Origin of the sequence: Parabacteroides sp. AF21-43, assembly GCF_003635435.1 — a bacterium.
GTDB lineage: Bacteria > Bacteroidota > Bacteroidia > Bacteroidales > Tannerellaceae > Parabacteroides > Parabacteroides distasonis.
In genome coordinates this window covers 89,529-110,334 of record NZ_QTMG01000007.1, presented here as the reverse complement: position 1 = coordinate 110,334, position 20,806 = coordinate 89,529, and the positions used below count along the sequence as shown (strand labels likewise).

At 45.8% G+C, this 20,806-nt stretch carries 15 protein-coding genes and 1 pseudogene; 6 read left to right on the top strand and 10 right to left on the bottom strand.

From position 1 onward, the window contains the following. Positions 1-135: 135 nt before the first annotated feature. The 6 genes from hisS to DWX84_RS07335 form a co-directional block, all read right to left on the bottom strand. Positions 136-1,491, bottom strand: coding sequence for a histidine--tRNA ligase (hisS, locus tag DWX84_RS07360; protein WP_022193202.1), 1,356 nt, complete (start codon positions 1,489-1,491; stop codon positions 136-138). 175 nt (positions 1,492-1,666) lie between these two features. Next, complete coding sequence (locus DWX84_RS07355) at positions 1,667-2,353, bottom strand: zinc metallopeptidase (protein ID WP_005868492.1); 687 nt, start codon at positions 2,351-2,353, stop codon at positions 1,667-1,669. 120 nt (positions 2,354-2,473) lie between these two features. Further along, positions 2,474-3,745, bottom strand: a complete 1,272-nt coding sequence (locus DWX84_RS07350) for an adenylosuccinate synthase (RefSeq protein WP_005858796.1) — start codon at positions 3,743-3,745, stop codon at positions 2,474-2,476. A gap of 33 nt (positions 3,746-3,778) precedes the next feature. Further along, entirely contained in the window at positions 3,779-4,240 is a 462-nt protein-coding gene (locus tag DWX84_RS07345; RefSeq protein ID WP_121961214.1) for a Fur family transcriptional regulator, read from the bottom strand. A 55-nt stretch (positions 4,241-4,295) separates the two neighbouring features. After that, positions 4,296-4,991, bottom strand: coding sequence for a DNA alkylation repair protein (locus tag DWX84_RS07340; RefSeq protein ID WP_121961215.1), 696 nt, complete (start codon positions 4,989-4,991; stop codon positions 4,296-4,298). Between the two features lie 3 nt (positions 4,992-4,994). After that, positions 4,995-7,055 (bottom strand): dihydrofolate reductase, encoded by a 2,061-nt coding sequence (locus DWX84_RS07335; RefSeq protein ID WP_172618170.1) that lies wholly within the window; start codon positions 7,053-7,055, stop codon positions 4,995-4,997. Between the two features lie 170 nt (positions 7,056-7,225). Between DWX84_RS07335 and mnmA the strand changes: the two genes are divergently transcribed. Then, positions 7,226-8,302, top strand: a complete 1,077-nt coding sequence (gene mnmA, locus DWX84_RS07330; RefSeq protein ID WP_005868490.1) for a tRNA 2-thiouridine(34) synthase MnmA — start codon at positions 7,226-7,228, stop codon at positions 8,300-8,302. A gap of 80 nt (positions 8,303-8,382) precedes the next feature. Here mnmA and DWX84_RS07325 read toward each other — a convergent pair whose 3' ends face one another. Next, positions 8,383-9,324 carry a ribose-phosphate pyrophosphokinase gene (locus DWX84_RS07325; RefSeq protein ID WP_008772599.1) on the bottom strand — a complete coding sequence of 314 codons (942 nt, stop codon included), beginning with the start codon at positions 9,322-9,324 and terminating at the stop codon, positions 8,383-8,385. A gap of 701 nt (positions 9,325-10,025) precedes the next feature. Between DWX84_RS07325 and DWX84_RS07315 the strand changes: the two genes are divergently transcribed. Together DWX84_RS07315 and DWX84_RS07310 are read left to right on the top strand one after the other, a co-directional pair. Beyond that, positions 10,026-10,673, top strand: coding sequence for a DedA family protein (locus tag DWX84_RS07315; protein ID WP_121961217.1), 648 nt, complete (start codon positions 10,026-10,028; stop codon positions 10,671-10,673). Between the two features lie 53 nt (positions 10,674-10,726). Further along, positions 10,727-10,900 (top strand): annotated as a pseudogene (locus tag DWX84_RS07310) (inorganic phosphate transporter); the annotation flags it as partial. Between the two features lie 161 nt (positions 10,901-11,061). Here DWX84_RS07310 and DWX84_RS07305 read toward each other — a convergent pair. Both DWX84_RS07305 and DWX84_RS07300 read right to left on the bottom strand, forming a co-directional pair. Continuing rightward, positions 11,062-12,765, bottom strand: coding sequence for an alpha-amylase family glycosyl hydrolase (locus DWX84_RS07305; RefSeq protein WP_172618169.1), 1,704 nt, complete (start codon positions 12,763-12,765; stop codon positions 11,062-11,064). A 59-nt stretch (positions 12,766-12,824) separates the two neighbouring features. Further along, positions 12,825-13,661: a patatin-like phospholipase family protein gene (locus DWX84_RS07300; protein ID WP_005868483.1), complete on the bottom strand. Its 837-nt coding sequence runs from the start codon at positions 13,659-13,661 to the stop codon at positions 12,825-12,827. A gap of 165 nt (positions 13,662-13,826) precedes the next feature. Between DWX84_RS07300 and DWX84_RS07295 the strand changes: the two genes are divergently transcribed. Both DWX84_RS07295 and DWX84_RS07290 read left to right on the top strand, forming a co-directional pair. Beyond that, complete coding sequence (locus DWX84_RS07295) at positions 13,827-16,031, top strand: sodium-translocating pyrophosphatase (protein ID WP_121773322.1); 2,205 nt, start codon at positions 13,827-13,829, stop codon at positions 16,029-16,031. A gap of 145 nt (positions 16,032-16,176) precedes the next feature. Beyond that, positions 16,177-18,369 (top strand): glutamine synthetase III, encoded by a 2,193-nt coding sequence (locus DWX84_RS07290; protein ID WP_048928163.1) that lies wholly within the window; start codon positions 16,177-16,179, stop codon positions 18,367-18,369. A 107-nt stretch (positions 18,370-18,476) separates the two neighbouring features. Here the strand turns inward: DWX84_RS07290 and DWX84_RS07285 are convergent, their stop codons facing one another. Next, positions 18,477-19,364, bottom strand: a complete 888-nt coding sequence (locus DWX84_RS07285; RefSeq protein WP_232054478.1) for a TIM barrel protein — start codon at positions 19,362-19,364, stop codon at positions 18,477-18,479. A 74-nt stretch (positions 19,365-19,438) separates the two neighbouring features. Here DWX84_RS07285 and DWX84_RS07280 point away from each other — a divergent pair, with 74 nt between their 5' ends. Continuing rightward, positions 19,439-20,767: an MATE family efflux transporter gene (locus tag DWX84_RS07280; protein WP_005868477.1), complete on the top strand. Its 1,329-nt coding sequence runs from the start codon at positions 19,439-19,441 to the stop codon at positions 20,765-20,767. Positions 20,768-20,806 lie beyond the last annotated feature (39 nt).

Below are 20,806 nucleotides of genomic sequence, written 5' to 3'. Positions count from 1 at the left end.
TGGTCGTTTCATTAATTTATAAGTTTAGAACCATTTGAACACGGACTACACGGATGACACGGAACACACGGTATTAGTATTTATCCGTGTGTTCCGTGTCATCCGTGTAGTCCGTGTTCCATAATCCACTATTCTCTAAAAGCGTTCTATCAACTCCTCGATAGTCACAAGGTTTTGCTCACCCGTGAGCATATTCTTTAAGTTGATTTTATTCTCGGCCATCTCATTCTCTCCGACTATCGCGACAAACGGGATTTTCTTAGCGTCCGCATATCCCATTTGCTTTTTCATTTTAGTAGACTCAGGATATAGCTCCGTACGAATCCCCGCCTTGCGAACCTTAGCGATCAACGGCAATAAATGAATCTCCTCTTTCTGTCCGAAGTTCACGAATAGAAGCTGTGTAGTCTTCAAAGACCCTTCCGGATATAAATCCAATTGGTTCAATACATCAAAGATACGATCAGCGCCAAAAGAGAAACCGACACCAGACACGCCTTCCATGCCAAACACCCCTGTCAGATTGTCATAGCGACCACCACCCGTGATACTACCGATCTGTACGTCCAAGGCTTTCACCTCGAAAATCGCACCTGTATAATAGTTTAAGCCACGAGCCAATGTCAGATCAAGCTCTAATTCCGCACGAATTGGCGTATGAGAGATGCGCTCCAAGATAAAATCCAATTCGGCTACACCTTTCAAACCAGTCTCAGACGCAGATAATACCTCTTTCAAGGTAGCGATCTTTTCTTGATTTGAACCCTGCAGCATAATGATCGGCTGCAAACGCTCGATCGCCTCCTCGGGTAAACCCTTGGAACGAAGCTCTTCATTCACGTTGTCCAAGCCAATCTTATCCAGCTTGTCGATAGCTACCGTAATGTCTACGATCTTATCCGCCTCGCCTATGATTTCGGCAATACCGGAAAGGATCTTACGATTGTTCATCTTGATACACACACGAATGCCAAAACGATGGAACACCTCGTCCATAATCTGGATCAGTTCCACCTCATTGATCAAGGAATCAGAACCCACAACGTCGCCATCACATTGGTAGAACTCCCGATAACGTCCCTTTTGCGGACGATCGGCACGCCAAACCGGTTGGATCTGGTAACGTTTGAACGGAAAACTGATCTCATTACGATGTTGTACCACGTAACGGGCGAACGGAACGGTCAAATCATAACGCAAGCCTTTCTCACAAGCCTTAGCAGCAAATCTCAACGGGTTCTTTTCCATTAACTCCTCATCCGAGATACCAGCGAAACAATCACCGGAATTCAATATCTTGAAAAGGAGCTTATCCCCTTCCTCGCCATATTTACCCATCAATGTAGAAAGGTTTTCCATGGCAGGAGTCTCTATTTGCTGGAAGCCATACAAGTGAAATACTTCACGGATCGTGTTGAATATATAATTACGTTTCGCCATTTCCTCCGGCGAAAAATCCCGGGTACCTTTGGGTATGGAAGGTTTTTGCATGATCTTATGTTTTAAATGATTATTCTGTCCGCAAAGGTAATGTTTTTGCTCGAAATAAATAAGAAAATAACAATGCCCACTGTAAGGAGCTTACAATCGCAGTTATAAGCATCTTACAATGGGCATTCTAACATCTTTATAATGGGCATTCGAGGAAAGCCTCCTCCGAGACTTATCAATCCCTGCTTCTTCCCCCCAAGAATATCATTATATAATATAATAATGTAGCAAGCGAACCTAACGCTGCGACCACGTACGTATAAGCGGCGGAACGTAAAGCGTCCTCTGCCTTATCATGCGTATAAGCATTTGTTATACCGGCATTGCTCAACCACGCTAAAGCACGTTGGCTGGCATTGATCTCGACCGGAAGCGTGATAAAGCTAAATAGCGTAGTCGTAGCGAACAAGATTATACCGAATAACAATAGCTGAGGAAACGTATGCAATAATAACATACCACCCAGCAACACCCATGTCATGATATTAGAGGCGAAACTAACAACCGGAACCAAAGCCGAACGCATTCTCAACGGAGCGTAAGCGGTAGCATGCTGCACAGCGTGACCGCACTCATGGGCGGCAACCGCAGCGGCGGCGATACTATTGCTATAATAAACCGACTCACTCAAGTTCACCGTCTGGTTAGCGGGATTGTAATGGTCCGTCAGATGTCCGGGTGTAGAAATCACCTTTACATCATAGATACCATTGTCATGCAACATCTTCTCAGCGACATCTTTTCCTGTCATGCCATTCGGCATAGGGATTTTCGAATACTTCTCAAACTTGCCCTGAAGGCGGGATGACACCAGCCAACTCAATAGCGCAAATCCAATAAATATAATCCAATACATACTCATAAATTTCTATCTTATTTAGTTTTATAAAACAACGACAAAAAGTTTGCCAAAGACAAAAATGGCAGGAGACACCCCTTGAGGAATGTGGTCTTCTGCCATTTTGTACGATTTATAACGAGTTTATTCTTCTGTATATCTGACAATCGTCTGTTCACGATCCGGTCCTACGGAAACGATCTTCACAGGCACACCCAGTTCTTCCTCCAAGAAAGAAAGGTAAGCGTTGAACTCCTCCGGGAACTCGTCCTCGCTCTGCATCTTCGTCATGTCCGTCTTCCAACCCGGTAATTCCACGTATACAGGTTCGATCGTATCATCGATCTCATACGGGAACTCATTAGTCTCGACACCATTCATCTTATAAGCCACGCAAGCCTTGATCGTATCGAAGGTATCCAACACATCACTCTTCATCATGATCAATTGGCTTACACCGTTGATCATCACGGCATATTTCAAGGCTACCAAATCAATCCAGCCACAACGACGTTTACGTCCCGTAACCGCACCGAACTCATGGCCTAATTGACCGATCTTATCTCCCACCTCATCAAACAACTCGGTCGGGAACGGACCGCTACCTACACGTGTACAATAAGCCTTGAAGATTCCATATACCTCACCGATATTCCGGGGAGAAACACCCAGTCCCGTACAACATCCGGCACAGATCGTGTTAGAGGAAGTCACGAATGGATAAGAACCGAAGTCTATATCCAGCATCGTACCTTGAGCGCCTTCCGCCAAGACCGACTTACCTTCCTTCAAATAGTTATTGATGACATGCTCGCTATCAATCAATTTGAATTGTTTGAGGTAGTTCAAGGCCTCCATCCATTGAGCCTCCATCTCGGTTATATCATATTCATAGTTCAATGAACGCAAGATCGCTTCATGTTTTGCTTTAGCGGCCGCATATTTCTCTTCGAAGTTATGCAATAAATCGCCCACACGAACACCGTTACGGCTAATCTTATCCGTATAAGTCGGGCCGATACCCTTTCCTGTCGTACCGATCTTTCCGGAACCTTTTGCGGCCTCATAAGCGGCATCCAAGATCCGGTGAGTAGGTAAAATTAGGTGAGCTTTCTTAGAGATATAAAGCTGCTTGGTGATATCGTGACCACTCGCTGCCAATGATTCCGCTTCCTGCTTGAACAATAACGGGTCCAGAACGACACCGTTACCGATTACGTTTATTTTTCCACCTTGGAAAATACCGGAAGGAATCGAACGTAACACATACTTTTCCCCGTTAAACTCCAATGTATGTCCGGCATTAGGGCCTCCTTGAAAACGAGTTACCACATCGTAATTCGGAGTCAGCACATCGACAACCTTGCCTTTGCCCTCGTCGCCCCATTGCAATCCTAACAAAACGTCTACTTTCATCTTTTCTATATTTATTATAGGCTATTAATATTCTTATTTAACTGACCTTTGCTGCTTAAACTTGCATTTACTGCACAGGCCATAAATGTACAAACAATAATACTCCGGCGTAAAACGAGAAACTTTCAAGTTTCTCATATCCGCTTTCAACGCACTGTTTCGCAGCTCCCGGATGGCCCCGCATCTCGTACAAACCAAATGCAAATGCGTATCGGCATAAATCCTCAACTCATATTGCACCGACTGGACGGTTATTTGATGACGCACCACCAAACCGGCATCAACCAGTACATCCAACGTATTATAGAGTGTTGCCTTACTGACATGGAAGTTGTCTTGCTCCAACCGATCCGAAAGCATACACACATCAAAATGACCGGGAAAAGCACATATCTCCTTGAATATAGCATATCTCTCCTCGGTTTTCCGCAGTTTCTTCTCCGTTAGATATTCGGTAAACAACGCACGTATTTCCGTATAAACTTTCGCTTCCATCTCCTAAAGACCGCACAAACGACAAAGTTAGCGCATTTATTTTAAACGCAAAGCCTTACCGATAATATTCAAACTCGAATTTTAATTCATTATAGATTTCTTGTAATTCCGGCGTGTTTCCCGCAGCCTCCTGAAATTCCTTGAAACCGTCTAGGATCCTTTCCGCATTCCCCTCGGATTGACGCCCATAAAACTTCATGGCTTGAATAGACGCTTGTTTCTCTTTCAGCGTAGACTTAAAACCCTTAGTCTCCGCTAAGCTGCTTAAGGTTTCTACCAAAAAAGATCCTAAAACCACAGAAGACAAGCTACCACCTCGCTTGAAATTCTCGGCCCAAGTAAGAAAGGCGACCGTGCGGGCGAACTCATTTTCCTTATCAGCAACCAGATCAAACGTGAAGTCCTCCATATAAGGCAGATGAACGAACAAGTTCCGGCAACAATGCTCCGCGATCTCTAAATAAGGAATCTCCTTGACCCAACGTTTCGCCTCATCCAAAGGCAACGTCTCGGCAGGTTGGAGAAATGTCGCCAAGATCTTAAACTCACGAATATCTTCTTTCCATAGAGCCGCCGCCAGTTCTCCATTCGGTTTATGCTTGCGGGCGATTTCTTTTATTTCGGGGTACGGAACCCCGAAATTTAACTTATATACGATACCTTTCTCACGCATACTCGTAGAAATCACCCCGTTCATCGCCAAACGAAGTTGCTTGCGGATCTCCCTTATCTCGTCTTGTAAACTTTCCATCTATTAATTATTATAAGTCGGCAAGAAAGAATAATCACGGCCATAACGAAGCATCTGATCTGTATAACCTTCCGTGTAGTCCAAGACAATATCAGTAACCTCACCGTTAGAGTTCTTTACCTCTTTCATCACAGGATTGACAAAACCTTTATAGGGAGCCAAGTTTAACTTAGCATAGCGCTCCAAGACCTCCGCATGCAGCTCCGGATCTACTTTCACGCCGTATCCTTCAACAAGATTCTTTCCGGCCGCATAGTCACCCTCACTCTTGATACGTTGAATCTCAGCAAGCAATGTCCCAAACAACTCACGTAACCTCGGATAGTCATTCACAACCACATAGGTCTTGCCATCCCGTTTTTTCAGTTCGATCACATTCGCTTCCTTCCCTTTCTCGTAAGCCCACTTAGCGATCAACTGGCGGTTACGCATATGCGCCTCTTCTACATTCTTGCCTAGCTCGATGCGAACCAACTGGGTCATCAAGCCATTCATTATATATTTATAGTATTCCGATTTATAAGCCTCGCCGTCCGGAAGCAATCCCAGTTCCACCAGCTTCGGATCTGCCAAATAATACAGGCCAAACAAATCCGCACGGGTTTCCTCCAGTGTAGAGCTATAGGCTTTCAGCGCATCCGGGTCCGTGTTTTCCAGCAATTTACCGGAACCATGTCCCAGACACTCATGTAAATCCGTATGTAGATTATCCGTTAAGAAACCGTACTGTTTCATACCGTTCCGCTCCACGTCACTCCATACAAACTCTTCGCTAAAGCCATTTCCCTGAGATGCCTTATCATAAGCCTCCGTGATATTCTCTATCGTAACAGACTTCGAGCCATGATCTCGACGAATCCAATCCGCATTTGGCAAATTGATACCGATCGGGGTAGCCGGATAGCAATCACCTCCCAACATAGATACCGTGATTACCTTAGCACTGACTCCTTTCACCTTCTCTTTCTTGAAACGCTTATCTACCGGAGAATGATCCTCAAACCATTGCGCATTATCACTGATGATTTTCGTACGCTTAGTCGCCTCCTTATTCGTAAAATTCACGGTAGACTCCCAGCTTGCTTTCATTCCTAACGGATCCCCATAAGTCTCGATAAAGCCATTCACGAAATCCACCTCCGAAGCTGTATCCTCTACCCAAAGGATCGAATAAGCATCGAACGTCTTCAAATCGCCCGTTTGATAATATTCGATCAATTTCCCAATGATCGCTTTCTGCGTATCATTCTCGGCGAAAGGCAAGGCTTGTCGCAATTGATCTACGATTTTTTCTATCGCGGCGGAATAAAGCCCTCCTACTTTCCAAACCTTTTCAACGACCGTACCGTTCTCTTTTACCAAACGGCTATTCAACCCGTAAGAAATCGGGGAAATGGTATCCTTTCCCATTTTCATTTGCGCATAGAAGTCCTCTACCTCTTTTTGACTGATGCCTCCCCCGTAATAATTATTAGAAGAAGCTTTGATCAGATCACCGTCACCGCTTTGTACGCTACACTTTGGCATAACGCCCGGATCAAAGATTACCGGAGCGATCTCGATCATGAACTGATCCACGTTTTGATTCTCACGAAGAGGTAACTTCTTAGCGTCGATTTGGTGAATACAATCCATCAAGAACTCAGGAGAAAACCCCGGGGCAAACTTGTCCAACGCATAATGATGATGGATACCACTGGAGAACCACACCCGTTTCAAATAGGTTTCCAAAGCCTTGAATTGAGGGTCCTCCCGATCTCCCTTATAATTCGTATAAATAGCCTCCAGTGTCCTGCGGATCGCCAGATTATAGCGTCCATTCTGATCGAAGAATATATCACGTCCCATCAAGGCCGCTTCGGAAAGATGATATAATAGTTGCTTTTGTCGCAAGGACAGGGATTCGAAACCCGGAACTTTATAGCGAAGAATCTCCAGATCAGCGAACTGATCCACTACATAATTGAACTCCTTATCGGAATTTTGAGATGCCGTATCCGACTGTTGGCCTGTACAAGCCGTCATAACCATAGCTGTCATAAGCGATAACATTATTTTTTTCATATCTTACTACGATTTGCTTTTCCTATAATATATTACATCTAAAGTACATAGTTTGAAGGCCCGCATTCCAATAAGGGCCAACCGCAAAGATAGAGAATATACAGTCAATATCAAAGGTTTGAGATTTTTTCTCTACTTTTGTAAGTTCAAAAGCAAAGACAAAAAAGAGAATGGAAATAGCGGCATTAGTTTCAGGAGGAGTAGACAGCTCTGTCGTAGTGCATCAACTCAAAGAGGCAGGATACGATCCGACCATCTTCTATATCCGTATCGGTATGGAAGACAAGGATGGCTATATCGATTGCCCGGCGGAAGAGGATATCGAGATCACCTCATATATCGCCCGCAAGTATGGATGCCGGTTCGAGATCGTCTCCTTACACGACGAGTATTGGGATCGGGTGGTAAGCTATACGATCGAATCTGTCAAACGCGGTCTTACCCCTAACCCGGATATGATGTGTAATAAATATATCAAGTTCGGTTGTTTCGAGGAAAAATGGGGCAAGGATTTCGATAAGATCGCTACCGGTCATTATGCCACGACCACGGAGATAGACGGCAAGATATGGCTTTCTACCGCCAAGGACCCGGTAAAAGATCAGACTGATTTCTTAGGGCAAATCACCCGCCTACAGATACAGAAACTCATGTTTCCGATCGGGCATTTAATGAAAAGTGAGGTACGTGCCATCGCCGAGGCCCAGAAATTGCCGAGCGCCAAGCGTAAGGATAGCCAAGGCATTTGCTTCTTAGGCAAGATTAACTACAACGACTTTATAGAGCGTTATTTAGGGAAACGCCCGGGAAAAATCGTGGAACTAGAGACGGGTAAGGTCTTGGGTAAACACAATGGATATTGGTTCCATACGATCGGCCAACGTAAGGGATTGGGATTAAGTGGCGGCCCTTGGTTCGTTATCCAAAAAGACATTAAGCGAAATATCATTTATGTCTCCAACGGCTACGACCCGGAAACGCAATATGGTAAGGTGATCAATATGCAAGGCTTCGATTTCATCACGGAAGATCCATGGGGAGAATTTGAGGGTGAGAAAGAAATCACTTTCAAGATCCGTCATACCCCGGAATTTACGCATGGCTACATCCGTCGTATCGGAGATCTATATCGTGTAGAATCCGACGAAAAGATTCAAGGTATCGCTCCTGGCCAATACAGTGTAATCTACGACAAAGACCATCACTTATGTCTGGGCAGCGGCATGATTATTGATGAGACCAAGTAACACATATTCAGATTTATTCTAAATAAAAAACGGTCGCCTCCAAAAGGAAGCGACCGTTTTTATTTTTCTATCTTATTCTATTAAATAGCATATAAAGAGCTGATAGACTCACCACTACATACACGACGGATCGCCTCTGCAAACATGTCAGCGACAGATAACACCTTTACTTTCTCGCATTTCTTAGCGTAAGGAATAGAATCCGTAAAGATCATTTCCGTTAAAGCGGACTGATCTACACGAGTAGAAGCCGGATCAGACATCACAGCGTGGCTGGCGATAGCACGAACAGACTTCGCGCCATTCTCCAACATCAAGTTCGCAGCTTTCGTAATTGTTCCGGCCGTATCCACCATGTCATCAACCAAAAGGACATCCAAGCCCGTCACATCACCGATAATACGCATCTCGGCCACCTCATTGGCACGCAAACGAGATTTGTGGCAAATGACCATCGGCAAGCCTAAATACTTAGAATAGCTGCTGGCACGTTTCGTACCACCAACATCCGGAGTCGCGATACACAAGTTATCCAAAGGCAAAGACGTCTTGATATAATCCAAGAATACGGAAGAAGCATATAAGTGATCCACCGGCACATTAAAGAATCCTTGGATCTGATCCGCATGAAGGTCCATCGTAATCAAACGATTGATACCTGCCGTGCTCAACATATCAGCGATCAACTTAGCGCCAATAGAAACACGAGGCTTATCCTTTCTATCCTGACGAGCCCAACCGAAGTAAGGGACTACAGCGATGATTGAATGTGCGGAAGCACGTTTAGCCGCGTCAATCATCAGAAGCAACTCCATCAGATTGTCTGAATTAGGGAATGTAGATTGTACTAAGAATACATCTCTACCGCGGATAGACTCTTCATAAGAAACAGAGAACTCACCATCGGCAAAGTGCTGGATATTCATCTGTCCCAGAGGACAACCTAAACTGTTGCAAATTTTCTCTGCAAGATACCGGGAGTTCGTTCCCGAAAACACCAAGAAAGGAGTTTGTGCACTCATTATTCCGAATATTTATCTTAAAGTGAATAGATTTGAATTGTGCCGCAAAAGTACAAAACTTATTTACAATAACCTCTTTATATTTGGAAAACTTTCTATATTTGCAACCGCAATGATGAAGTATTTACTCTATTTCTTCGTATTGGTAAGTGTATTTCTGACTTCGGGTTCTTCATCAACTCCCGAGAACCAACAGAAATACAAGGATATTTACACCATGTACTCTCCGAATGAAGACAAGACGGAATACAATATCCCCCAAACAGATATCGAACGATACGAAAAAAAGCTATACAACGGAAAACAAAGCTATAAGATGGAAGATGGCTATATCAAGGCTTCTTCACTATTCCGCAGCACCTCCACATCAAAAAACTCAAGGACAAACCTATCCTCATCCGCGGAAAGGATCGTACGGTTTATAAAAACTCAATATCCTAAAGAAAGACAAACATTCATTTCATTTTGTATAAATCCCCTTAAATTCTCCTATGGGTACTATATCTATACCCTAAGACGTATTCTCATTTAAACTCTCTTTCCCCCTTATTTCCATCAAAAAAGTAGAAGATAGCACTTTAATGTCTGCTTTCTCACTATTCTTATTTTCTAGATTTCTCAAAGGGAACAGAATAAACATCTATTTTGTTTTCTTATTGGGTCATATAGGATAGTTCTTATCAATTAATAATCAATCTAAAATGGAATTTTTATTAGACTTCATCTTACATATCGATCAGCATATGATCGAGATCGTACAAGAATATCATACTTGGGCCTACGCGATATTATTCCTAATCATTTTTTGTGAAACGGGATTGGTAGTCACCCCATTCTTGCCCGGGGATTCCCTCTTGTTCGTCGCCGGAGCGATAACAGCGTTACCCGGTATGCCTTTAGAGATAAATCTCTTAGCCTTGATATTATTCGCGGCGGCAGTATTGGGAGACTCCTGTAATTATATGATAGGTCATTTTTTCGGTCGTAAACTATTTAACAATCCCAACTCCAAGATATTCAAGAAAAGCCATTTGGATAAAACGCATGAGTTCTACAAAAAATATGGAGGCAAAACCATAATCATCGCCCGATTCGTACCGATTGTCCGTACTTTCGCTCCCTTTGTAGCCGGAATGGGTAAAATGCACTATTACTATTTCATGATCTACAACCTGATAGGCGGCGCTTTCTGGGTACTGCTTTTCTGCTATACGGGATACTTTTTCGGAGATCTTCCTTTCGTACAGCAGAACCTCAAGATATTGATCATAGCAATTATATTCATATCCATACTTCCTGCCGTAATAGAGGTAGTACGGGCAAAACTAAAAGCACGGAAACAGAGATAAAGTTCCGCCAAACGTATTACCATCTATAACCCACGCCCCATCTCTGATAGCGGAGTACCACGCATACGATTACAGGGGCTATTATCGGAGTTGGTGCGACCAAACGTTTCTCAGCCGTTCGTTGGGGAGTAACTCAAAGCTTGATGGCTGCATGGGTTCTTACGATCCCGGGAAGTGGGCTTTTAGCGGCTGGCATTTATTATACGGCTTCCCTTCTTTTCATTTAAATCAAAGGAAAAAGTCACCTAGCTTCATTGGGCAAGTATGTTAAGTTACTTTGGCATTTCACTTAAGTTACTTGCCCGATGAAGCTAGCTGTCCCGTATCAACCACCTAACTCCACCAATGAATTATCTATACAGCACTCCTAAACTTTTCAAGAAAGCTCTTATTTATGGAGAAAAGAGAACTTTAGCATCTTACCGGAATAAGCCGGGAGTTTCACTTGATAAGGATAAGCGTCTGTTAGCGTACTGATAGTCGTTTCCCCGGTTAACAAGTCGGTCAATTCAGCCGGTTTGTTATCCTCAAAATCAAGAGCCTTGAATGCCTCGACCGGGATATTTACCCATACACATTGATCGGCATGGTCGAAATTCACGACCACCAGAAGCACCTCATTCTTCCATTTGCGCAAGAACGCATACTGACGGTTCGGATTGAAATAAGGATTACCGGAGTTCGCGTACATCAAATCATAAAACGCTCCCTCGACAATAACCGGCTCGGATCGTACCACATTCAATAACTTAGCGTACATCTCACGCAACGAGCGTTCTGCCGGCGTTAATTTAGCCCCATCAAAGAGTCCATTATTATTCCAGTTTCGCAAACTCTCGACGCTCCAATAATCGAAGATGGTCGTACGGCCATCACGTCCACTGAAACCTTCCGCGTCCATTCCTCTTTCGCCAAGTTCCTGACCACTATAGATCATAACCGGATTCGTATTCATGGCAGCGGAGACAATCATGCCCGGAATACCCGGACGAGCATCCCCCGCAAAGAAATCAGAAGCGACACGCTGTTCATCGTGATTCTCCAAGAAATTCAACATATTTTTCTGGATTCCCTCCAACGATTGCCAACAATGCGATATATTACTAGCCGGAGCCTGTCCGCACATCACCGCACGAACCGTATCATAAAGACCAACCTTGTCATACAAATAATCAAAGTGTCCCGTATAAATATAATTCCTATACTCATCCGGATTATACACCTCCGCTATAAAGATCACATCACGCACCTTCTTCACCTGAGGAATCACCCAGTTCCAAAACTCTACCGGGACCATCTCAGCCATATCACAACGAAAACCATCCACCCCCTTATCAGCCCAGAACAACAAGATCTCCAACATTTTCTCCCACGTATTGGGAATGGTATTGAAATGGCAAGCACCACCGTGCATATAATCCACGCCGTAGTTCAGCTTCACCGTCTCATACCAATCGTTCTGGCTTGGATAGGCATCGAAATGATTGTTACCGGTCACCTTCGCCGGAAACTCACTATAGGCAAAATCCTCCTCACGCTGCGGATCAAAACGAAGCGTCAAGGTCTGCCCCGGAAGATAATAAAAGTTATTATTCACATCAAAAGCCTTGGACACATTATCCGTTTGACCTAAGTCCTCCACGAAAGGTTCCCGTGCGTCCGAGAAATATTGACGTGCCACATGGTTGGGTACAAAATCGATAATAACCTTCATCCCAGCCTCATGCGTACGTTTCACCAAATCCTCGAACTCACTCATACGGTTCTGGATATTATCCGCCAAATCCGGATCTATATCATAGTAATCTTTTATAGCATATGGAGATCCGGCCTTACCTTTTACTACGGCAGAATGGTCTTTCCGGATGCCAAACATGGTGTAATCGGTTTTTGTAGCGTGCTCTATCACCCCTGTATACCATACATGAGTAACACCTAGTTCTTTGATTTTGGATAAAGCCAAAGGAGTAAAAGCCGAAAACTTACCCACTCCATTCTCGGCTAAACTACCATTCATTACAGGAGATGGTCGCAGATTCCCAAACCAACGCGGGAATACCTGATAAATTACCATCTTGTTTTTTTGTTCCATTGCGTTCATCTATATATAAAGTTTTTGTGGGAAAGCGCTTTGTCCAGACAGACGATTTGTCACGGCATCAGGCCTTTCTTTCTTGCCGCGATCGCTTTCACCAAGGTTTCATATTTATTCTCATCCAACACTTTCTCAAAGCAACGGGCAGCGGCGGAATAGCCAATATTACAAATCACGTCTACATTCTCAAGATCGAATGTCTTATATAAGCCAAACTCCTCCGCCTCTATTAAGACATCACACATCTCTCGATCCTCCAGCGTATTTGCCCGGAACATATAATGATAAGAGCGCTCGGCGATATGGAATATGGTCTGCTTATATTTTTGCGGGATCAACGGGCTTACGTTCACCCCGATAATACGCTCACATTCCTCACGGATGATGGAGACCGGAAAGTTGTGAAATAATCCTCCATCCACATAATGAACGCCATTGATGACTACAGGACTGAAAATAATCGGGATACTACAAGAAGCTGTCACCGCCTCAACAATAGGACCACTCCTAAATTCATGGCTTTCGCCATTATCCAAATCAGTCGCGACAATCACCATCGGAATCTGCAAGTCCTCGATGTTCTTGGTCCGCAAGTGTCGCCTCAAGAAATAACGAAAGCGCTTACTATCGAACAAACCCGCCTTCGGAATCTGCAACTGGGCGAATTCCGAGAACTCACGTCCGGTAAAAAGTTCTTGGATCTCCGCCGCCGAATAGCCATCGGCAAACAAGGTGCCCATTAAGGATCCGACACTGGTACCGGCTATGATATCCGGCTTCAGCCCGCATTCCTCCATCATCCGGAATACTCCGATATGCGCAAAACCTTTCGCTCCGCCTCCGCTAAGCGCCAAGCCCAACCTATAGGGTTTATGGTTTGTCTCTTCTGCCATTTATTTCTTATCTCTTAATCAAGTGACAAATATGCTGTTTTTTTTAATTACAAACATTATTATTAGGGAAAAAGTTTCCATCCTCTTTTATTTTTGCTACATTTACACGGAAAGTAAAGGTGTTGTCACATTGCTTTCTAAGTATAACATTAAATCTACCATGTTATGATTACGAGTATTTTCTGGATTATCCCGTTAGCGTCTGTCCTAGCGCTAGCATTTGCCTGGTACTTCTTCAGGCAGATGATGAAAGAGAGTGAAGGAACTGAGTTGATGAAAAAGATCGCCTCCTTTGTGCGTGAAGGGGCGATGTCGTATCTGAAACAGCAATACAAAGTAGTCGCCTCGGTTTTCGTTGTCCTAGTAATCTTATTCTCTATTATGGCCTATGGCTTCCATGTTCAAAACGAATGGGTTCCGATCGCCTTCCTGACAGGAGGTTTCTTTTCCGGATTAGCGGGTTTCTTAGGCATGAAGACAGCGACTTATGCCTCGGCCCGTACGGCGAACGCGGCCCGCACTTCCTTGAACAAAGGCTTACAAGTCGCTTTTCGAAGCGGGGCGGTCATGGGCTTAGTCGTTGTAGGACTTGGATTGCTGGATATCTCATTCTGGTATATCCTGTTAAATGCTTTCATCCCAGACGAGGCTTTGGACCCGACCCATAAACTCACCATTATCACGACAACCATGCTTACATTCGGAATGGGTGCCTCCACGCAAGCCTTGTTCGCACGTGTGGGAGGAGGAATCTATACGAAAGCCGCCGATGTCGGAGCGGATTTAGTAGGTAAAGTTGAGGCTGGGATCCCGGAGGATGATCCTCGTAACCCGGCGACAATCGCCGATAACGTAGGCGACAATGTAGGTGACGTCGCCGGTATGGGAGCCGACCTATATGAATCTTATTGCGGTTCTATCCTAGCGACCGCCGCATTGGGAGCCGCCGCGTTCGTTTCTTCCGGAAGCGTAGAATTACAATATAAGGCGGTTGTCGCCCCAATGCTTATCGCCGCTGTCGGTATCATTTTATCTATTATTGGTATTTTCGCCGTCCGTACGAATGAGAACGCGACGATCAAGCAACTATTGAAAGCCTTAGCCATAGGAACGAACTTGAGTTCCGTATTGATCGCTATCTCCACGTTCGGGATTCTTTATGTATTAGGCATGGAGAATTGGTTCTGGATCGGTTGTTCCGTGATCGTAGGTCTGCTAGTCGGAATCGTGATCGGGCAGGCGACGGAATATTATACCTCCCAATCCTATAAACCGACCCGGCTCGTCTCCGAAGCGGGACTGACTGGGCCGGCAACGGTTATTATCTCCGGTCTCGGACTAGGTATGCTCTCTACGGCCATCCCGGTACTTGCCGTCGTGGTCGGTATTATTTGTTCCTTCTTGTTCGCCTCCGGATTCGACTTCACGAACGTGGGCATGGGATTATACGGAATCGGTATAGCGGCCGTAGGTATGCTATCGACCTTAGGTATTACGTTGGCTACAGACGCTTACGGTCCCATAGCGGATAATGCCGGAGGCAACGCCGAGATGTGCAACCTAGGGAAAGAAGTCCGCAAGCGTACAGACGCATTGGATTCATTAGGAAATACGACTGCCGCTACAGGTAAAGGTTTCGCTATCGGTTCCGCCGCGTTAACCGGCTTGGCTCTGTTGGCCTCTTATGTAGAAGAGATCAAGATCGGTTTGCTCCGTTTAGGAGAGACCGTCCTGAACTTTACCGATGGCAGGAGTATCGAAATATCTAAAGCCTCATTCTCGGACTTTATGGTATATTATGATGTTACCTTAATGAATCCTAAGGTTTTAGCCGGAATGTTCCTAGGTTCCATGATGGCATTCATGTTCTGTGGCCTTACGATGAACGCTGTAGGGCGTGCGGCCGGGCACATGGTGGAGGAAGTTCGCCGTCAGTTCAAGGAAATCAAGGGTATTCTGACTGGAGAGGCACAACCGGATTATGCCCGTTGCGTTGAGATCTCGACGAAGGGAGCGCAACACGAAATGGTACTTCCCTCCGTTTTAGCTATTATCGCCCCCATCTTAACCGGACTCATATTTGGTGTGACAGGCGTTGTCGGACTATTGATCGGTGGATTAAGCACAGGCTTCGTATTAGCCGTATTCATGGCGAATGCCGGAGGAGCATGGGATAACGCAAAGAAATTCATCGAGGAAGGAAACCACGGCGGCAAGGGTAGCGAGGCGCATAAGGCAACCGTTGTCGGCGATACGGTCGGCGATCCGTTCAAAGACACTTCCGGCCCGAGTTTGAATATCCTTATCAAGCTGATGAGCATGGTAGCGATCGTGATGGCGGGATTGACGGTGGCTTGGAGTTTGTTTTAATAGTTGACCGTTAGTAGTTGGCAATTGACAGTTAGAGAAGTAAATTGACAAATTAATAGAGAAAACTAAATAATTGTCAATTGCCAACTGTCAATTGTCAACTGTTTTGTATTTTTGCGTCGTAAAAACATAAAACAATTCAACAATGTCAATCTCACGCTTTAATGCTGTGGAGAAGGCATCCAACCGAAAGGCCGTGGAAGCCGTTACTCCCGAACACAAAGTATCTGAGTACTATGGCGAGAATGTCTTCAACCGGAAGGCGATGCAAAAATATCTCTCCAAGGAAACGTACAAAGCCTTGACCCACGCCATTGACAATGGCACACCTATCGACCGGGAAATCGCCAATCATGTGGCAGCCGGCATGCGTATGTGGGCACTGGAAAAAGGAGTCACTCATTACACCCACTGGTTTCAACCGCTTACCGATGGCACCGCCGAGAAGCACGACGCTTTTGTAGAACACGATGGCAACGGCGGCATGATCGAGGAGTTCAGCGGCAAGTTGCTCGTCCAGCAAGAACCGGACGCTTCCAGTTTCCCGAACGGTGGACTTCGCAATACCTTCGAGGCCCGCGGCTACTCCGCTTGGGACCCTTCCTCTCCCGCTTTTATCGTAGATGACACACTTTGTATCCCAACCGTATTTATCGCTTATACCGGTGAAGCGCTGGATTATAAGACCCCGCTGATCCGCTCTATCGAAGTATTGGGAGAAGCCGCCAAAGACGTATATCAGTATTTCGATGAGGATGTCAATAAGATAATTACTTACCTTGGTTGGGAACAGGAATATTTCCTTGTTGACGAGGACTTGTATTCCGCCCGTCCGGACCTCTCACTCACCGAGCGTACCTTGCTAGGACATGAGAGCGCGAAGAACCAACAATTAGACGACCATTATTTTGGCGCTATCCCCTCTCGTGTACAAGAATTCATGAAAGACTTGGAAACCGAATGCTATAAACTAGGCATCCCGGTAAAGACCCGCCATAACGAGGTAGCCCCCAATCAGTTCGAGCTAGCTCCTATTTACGAGGAATGCAACCTTGCCAACGACCATAACCAATTATTGATGTCGGTCATGAAACGTGTCTCCCGCCGTCATAATTTCCGTGTATTATTGCACGAGAAGCCATTTAACGGGGTAAACGGTTCCGGTAAACACTGTAACTGGTCTATGGGAACAGACAAGGGGGTAAACTTATTCTCTCCGGGTAAAGACCGTGAGGACAACCTGCGCTTCATCACCTTCGTGGTGAACACCATCATGGCCGTTTATAAATACAACGCTTTATTAAAAGCGAGTATCGCTTCCGCCACGAACGCACACCGCCTAGGCGCGAACGAGGCACCTCCCGCTATCATCTCCACTTTCCTCGGAACGCAAATCAGTGATATCTTGGATAAGTTCGAGAATAGCTCTATCGAGGACGCTATCGAGGTAGACGATAAAAAGGGCTTGCATCTTGGCTTCGGGCAGATCCCCGAACTGCTGTTGGACAATACGGATCGTAACCGTACCTCTCCTTTCGCCTTCACCGGAAACCGTTTTGAGTTCCGTGCCCCGGGCTCTTCCGTGAACTGCGGATCGGCCATGTTAGCGTTGAACTCCGCCGTAGCCTATCAATTGCAACAATTCAAGAAGGACGTAGAGGCTTTGCAAGCGGAAGGAAAAAGCAAGGAAGTAGCGATCTTCAAGGTGCTGAAAGCCTATATCAAGGAATCTAAGCCGATCCGCTTCGATGGAAACGGTTATTCGGACGAATGGAAAGAGGAAGCTGCCAAGCGAGGTCTGGATTGCCAAAACAGTGTTCCCTTGCAATATGACGCTTATCTTAAACCGGAGTCGATCGAGATGTTCACGTCTACCGGCGTACTTACCCAGAAAGAATTGGAAGCGCGTAATGAGGTAAAATGGGAAGTCTATATCAAAAAGGTACAGATCGAGGCTCGGGTATTAGGGGATTTATCCTTGAACCATATCATCCCGGTAGCCGTTCGCTACCAGAGCGTATTGCTGGATAATATAGCGAAGTTGAAAGAGACATTCGGCGATGACCCGGAATTCCGCGATATGTCGGAAGAGCCCCGTCGCTTGGTTCGTAAGATAGCCGGGCATATCTGTGCCGTGACCAAGAAAGTGGATGAGATGGTAGAGGCCCGCAAGAAAGCGAACCGCTTGACCGATATGCGGGAAAAGGCGATCGCTTACCACGACTCGGTAGCCCCTTATTTGGATGAGATCCGTGACCATATCGACGATCTGGAGCTGATGGTGGACAACCAGATGTGGCCGTTGCCAAAGTATAGGGAACTCCTGTTTATCCGATAAAAAACACCAGTACTGGCGTTGCCTTGCGCCAGTATCGGCATAGCCTCACACTGATATAGGCGCAGCCTTATACCGATACTGGCATAAGGCTACGCCTATACTCCCGTTTACCACTTCACATAAGAAGCATTCATCAAGAAGTCATAATCATGTTTCATCGCTTGCAGCGGTGTCATATTATAACGCTCTTGCTCAATGAAGTAATCCTCTAATCCGGCTTTCTCCGCCACAGCGAATAAGGATTTGAAGTCTACGATTCCGGCGCCCATCTCCGTGCTGCCCTTTCCATCCGCGTTCGCGTCTTTCAAGTGCCAGTTGGCGAAACGACCGGGATAACGGTTCACGTAATCATGACATTTAAAACCGCCATACACTAATTGAGCCGTATCGATCTGGAAAGTAACCAACCCCTTGTCCGTATTCTCGATCATCACGTCGAACGGGATCCTCCCTTCCAGCTCATGGAACTCATCCACATGGTTATGGAAAGCGAAACGCAACCCGTTCGCCTTCGCGATCTCACCACATTTATTAAATTGATCCGCTAAACGCTTCACGTCCGAAAGGCTCTTGATATCTTTGGAGGGATAACCCGCCTGAACAATCCATTTACAACCTACCTCTGCCGTATCGGCGGCATTCTTTTTCCAGAAGTCCCATCCTTTGGTATCACCCTCCGCCAGCAAACCGCTTCCGGTATGGGAACCTACCATACGGGCACCCAGATCCGCCAGATATTTCTTCATCTCGGCCGGGGATTTCCCGTAGAATTTGCCATCCCGGTAACCGGCGGCTTCCATCCGTTTATAACCGATATCCACCAAAGCCTTCATCGTACCGTCAAAATCCGTCTTCAAGTCGTCCCGGACACTATACAACTGTACACCTATCGCTTTCTCTTTCTTAGCCAAGATAGAGGCAAAGCCGTTCGGTACTACACTCAGCGCAGCCACAGCGGCACCCGCTTTCAAAAAATTCCGTCTCGTTATCATCATACTATTCTTTAAGATTAACGTCGCTAAAGGTAGCAAAATTATTTCTACTTTCGCGCACATTTAAACAAACGATCATGCAAGGAACAAAAAATCTGACCGAAGGGGTCATCTCCCGGCAACTATTCAATCTGGCGATGCCGATCATGGGTACCTCATTTATCCAAATGGCCTATAGCATCACCGACATGGCTTGGGTAGGCCGATTGGGAAGCGAGGCCGTAGCCGCTATCGGCGCCGTTGGTATCCTTACTTGGATGACGAACTCGATCTCTTACTTGAATAAAGTAGGCTCGGAGGTGAGTGTCGGGCAAAGTATCGGGGCGCAAAACGTGGAAGATGCCCGAGGATTCGCTTCCCATAACCTAACGATCGCCTTGATCCTCTCGCTTTGTTGGGGATTCTTGCTATTCGTCCTCGCTCATCCGATTATCGGCTTCTACAAACTGGAGGAACCGATCGCGTTGAATGCCGTGGAATATTTAAGAATCGTCGCTTCCGCATTCCCATTTATCTTCCTCTCGGCGGCGTTTACCGGGATTCATAATGCGGCGGGATTGAGTAAGATTCCATTTTATATCAGCGGAACAGGTCTTTTACTGAATATGGTGCTAGATCCTTTATTTATACTCGGCTTCCATTTGGGCACGGCGGGCGCGGCTTGGGCTACGTGGATCTCCCAAGCGGTGGTTTGCGGACTATTCGTCTATCAGCTAAAATGCCGCAATAAATTGTTCGGGGGATTCCCTTTCTTTGTCCGTTTAAAGGAACGTTACACCAAGCGGATCTTCCAATTGGGCCTGCCGGTAGCGTTATTAAATACATTCTTCGCGATCATCAATCTTTTTATGGCCCGTACGGCTTCCACCTACGGAGGGCATATCGGTTTGATGACGCTTACGGCAGGCGGACAAATGGAGGCGATCGCATGGAACACCTCACAAGGCTTCAGTACGGCCCTCTCCGCTTTCACCGCTCAGAACTACGCCGCACGCAAGAAAGAACGTATCTTGACCGCTTATCATACGACGCTTAAAATGACTTCTATCATCGGTGTACTCTGCACGTTGTTATTCGTCTTTTACGGTAGCGAGGTCTTCTCGCTGATCGTGCCGGAGCAAGCCGCTTATGAGGCCGGTGGTATATTTCTCCGGATCGACGGATATTCGATGATCTTCATGATGCTGGAGATTACCACGCAAGGCATGTTCTACGGTACCGGCCGAACGGTTCCGCCGGCGATCATCAGCATCTCGTGTAACACCTTACGCATACCTTTGGCCATCGGGCTAGCGGCAGCGGGACTGGGTATTACGGGTGTTTGGTGGGCGATCAGCCTTTCCAGCATGCTAAAAGGTGTCGTCGCTTTCATTTGGTTCAGTATCTTACAGAAGAAGATCTTGTAAGCGGAACAATTCTTACCGATTTTCCGTACATTCGCGATT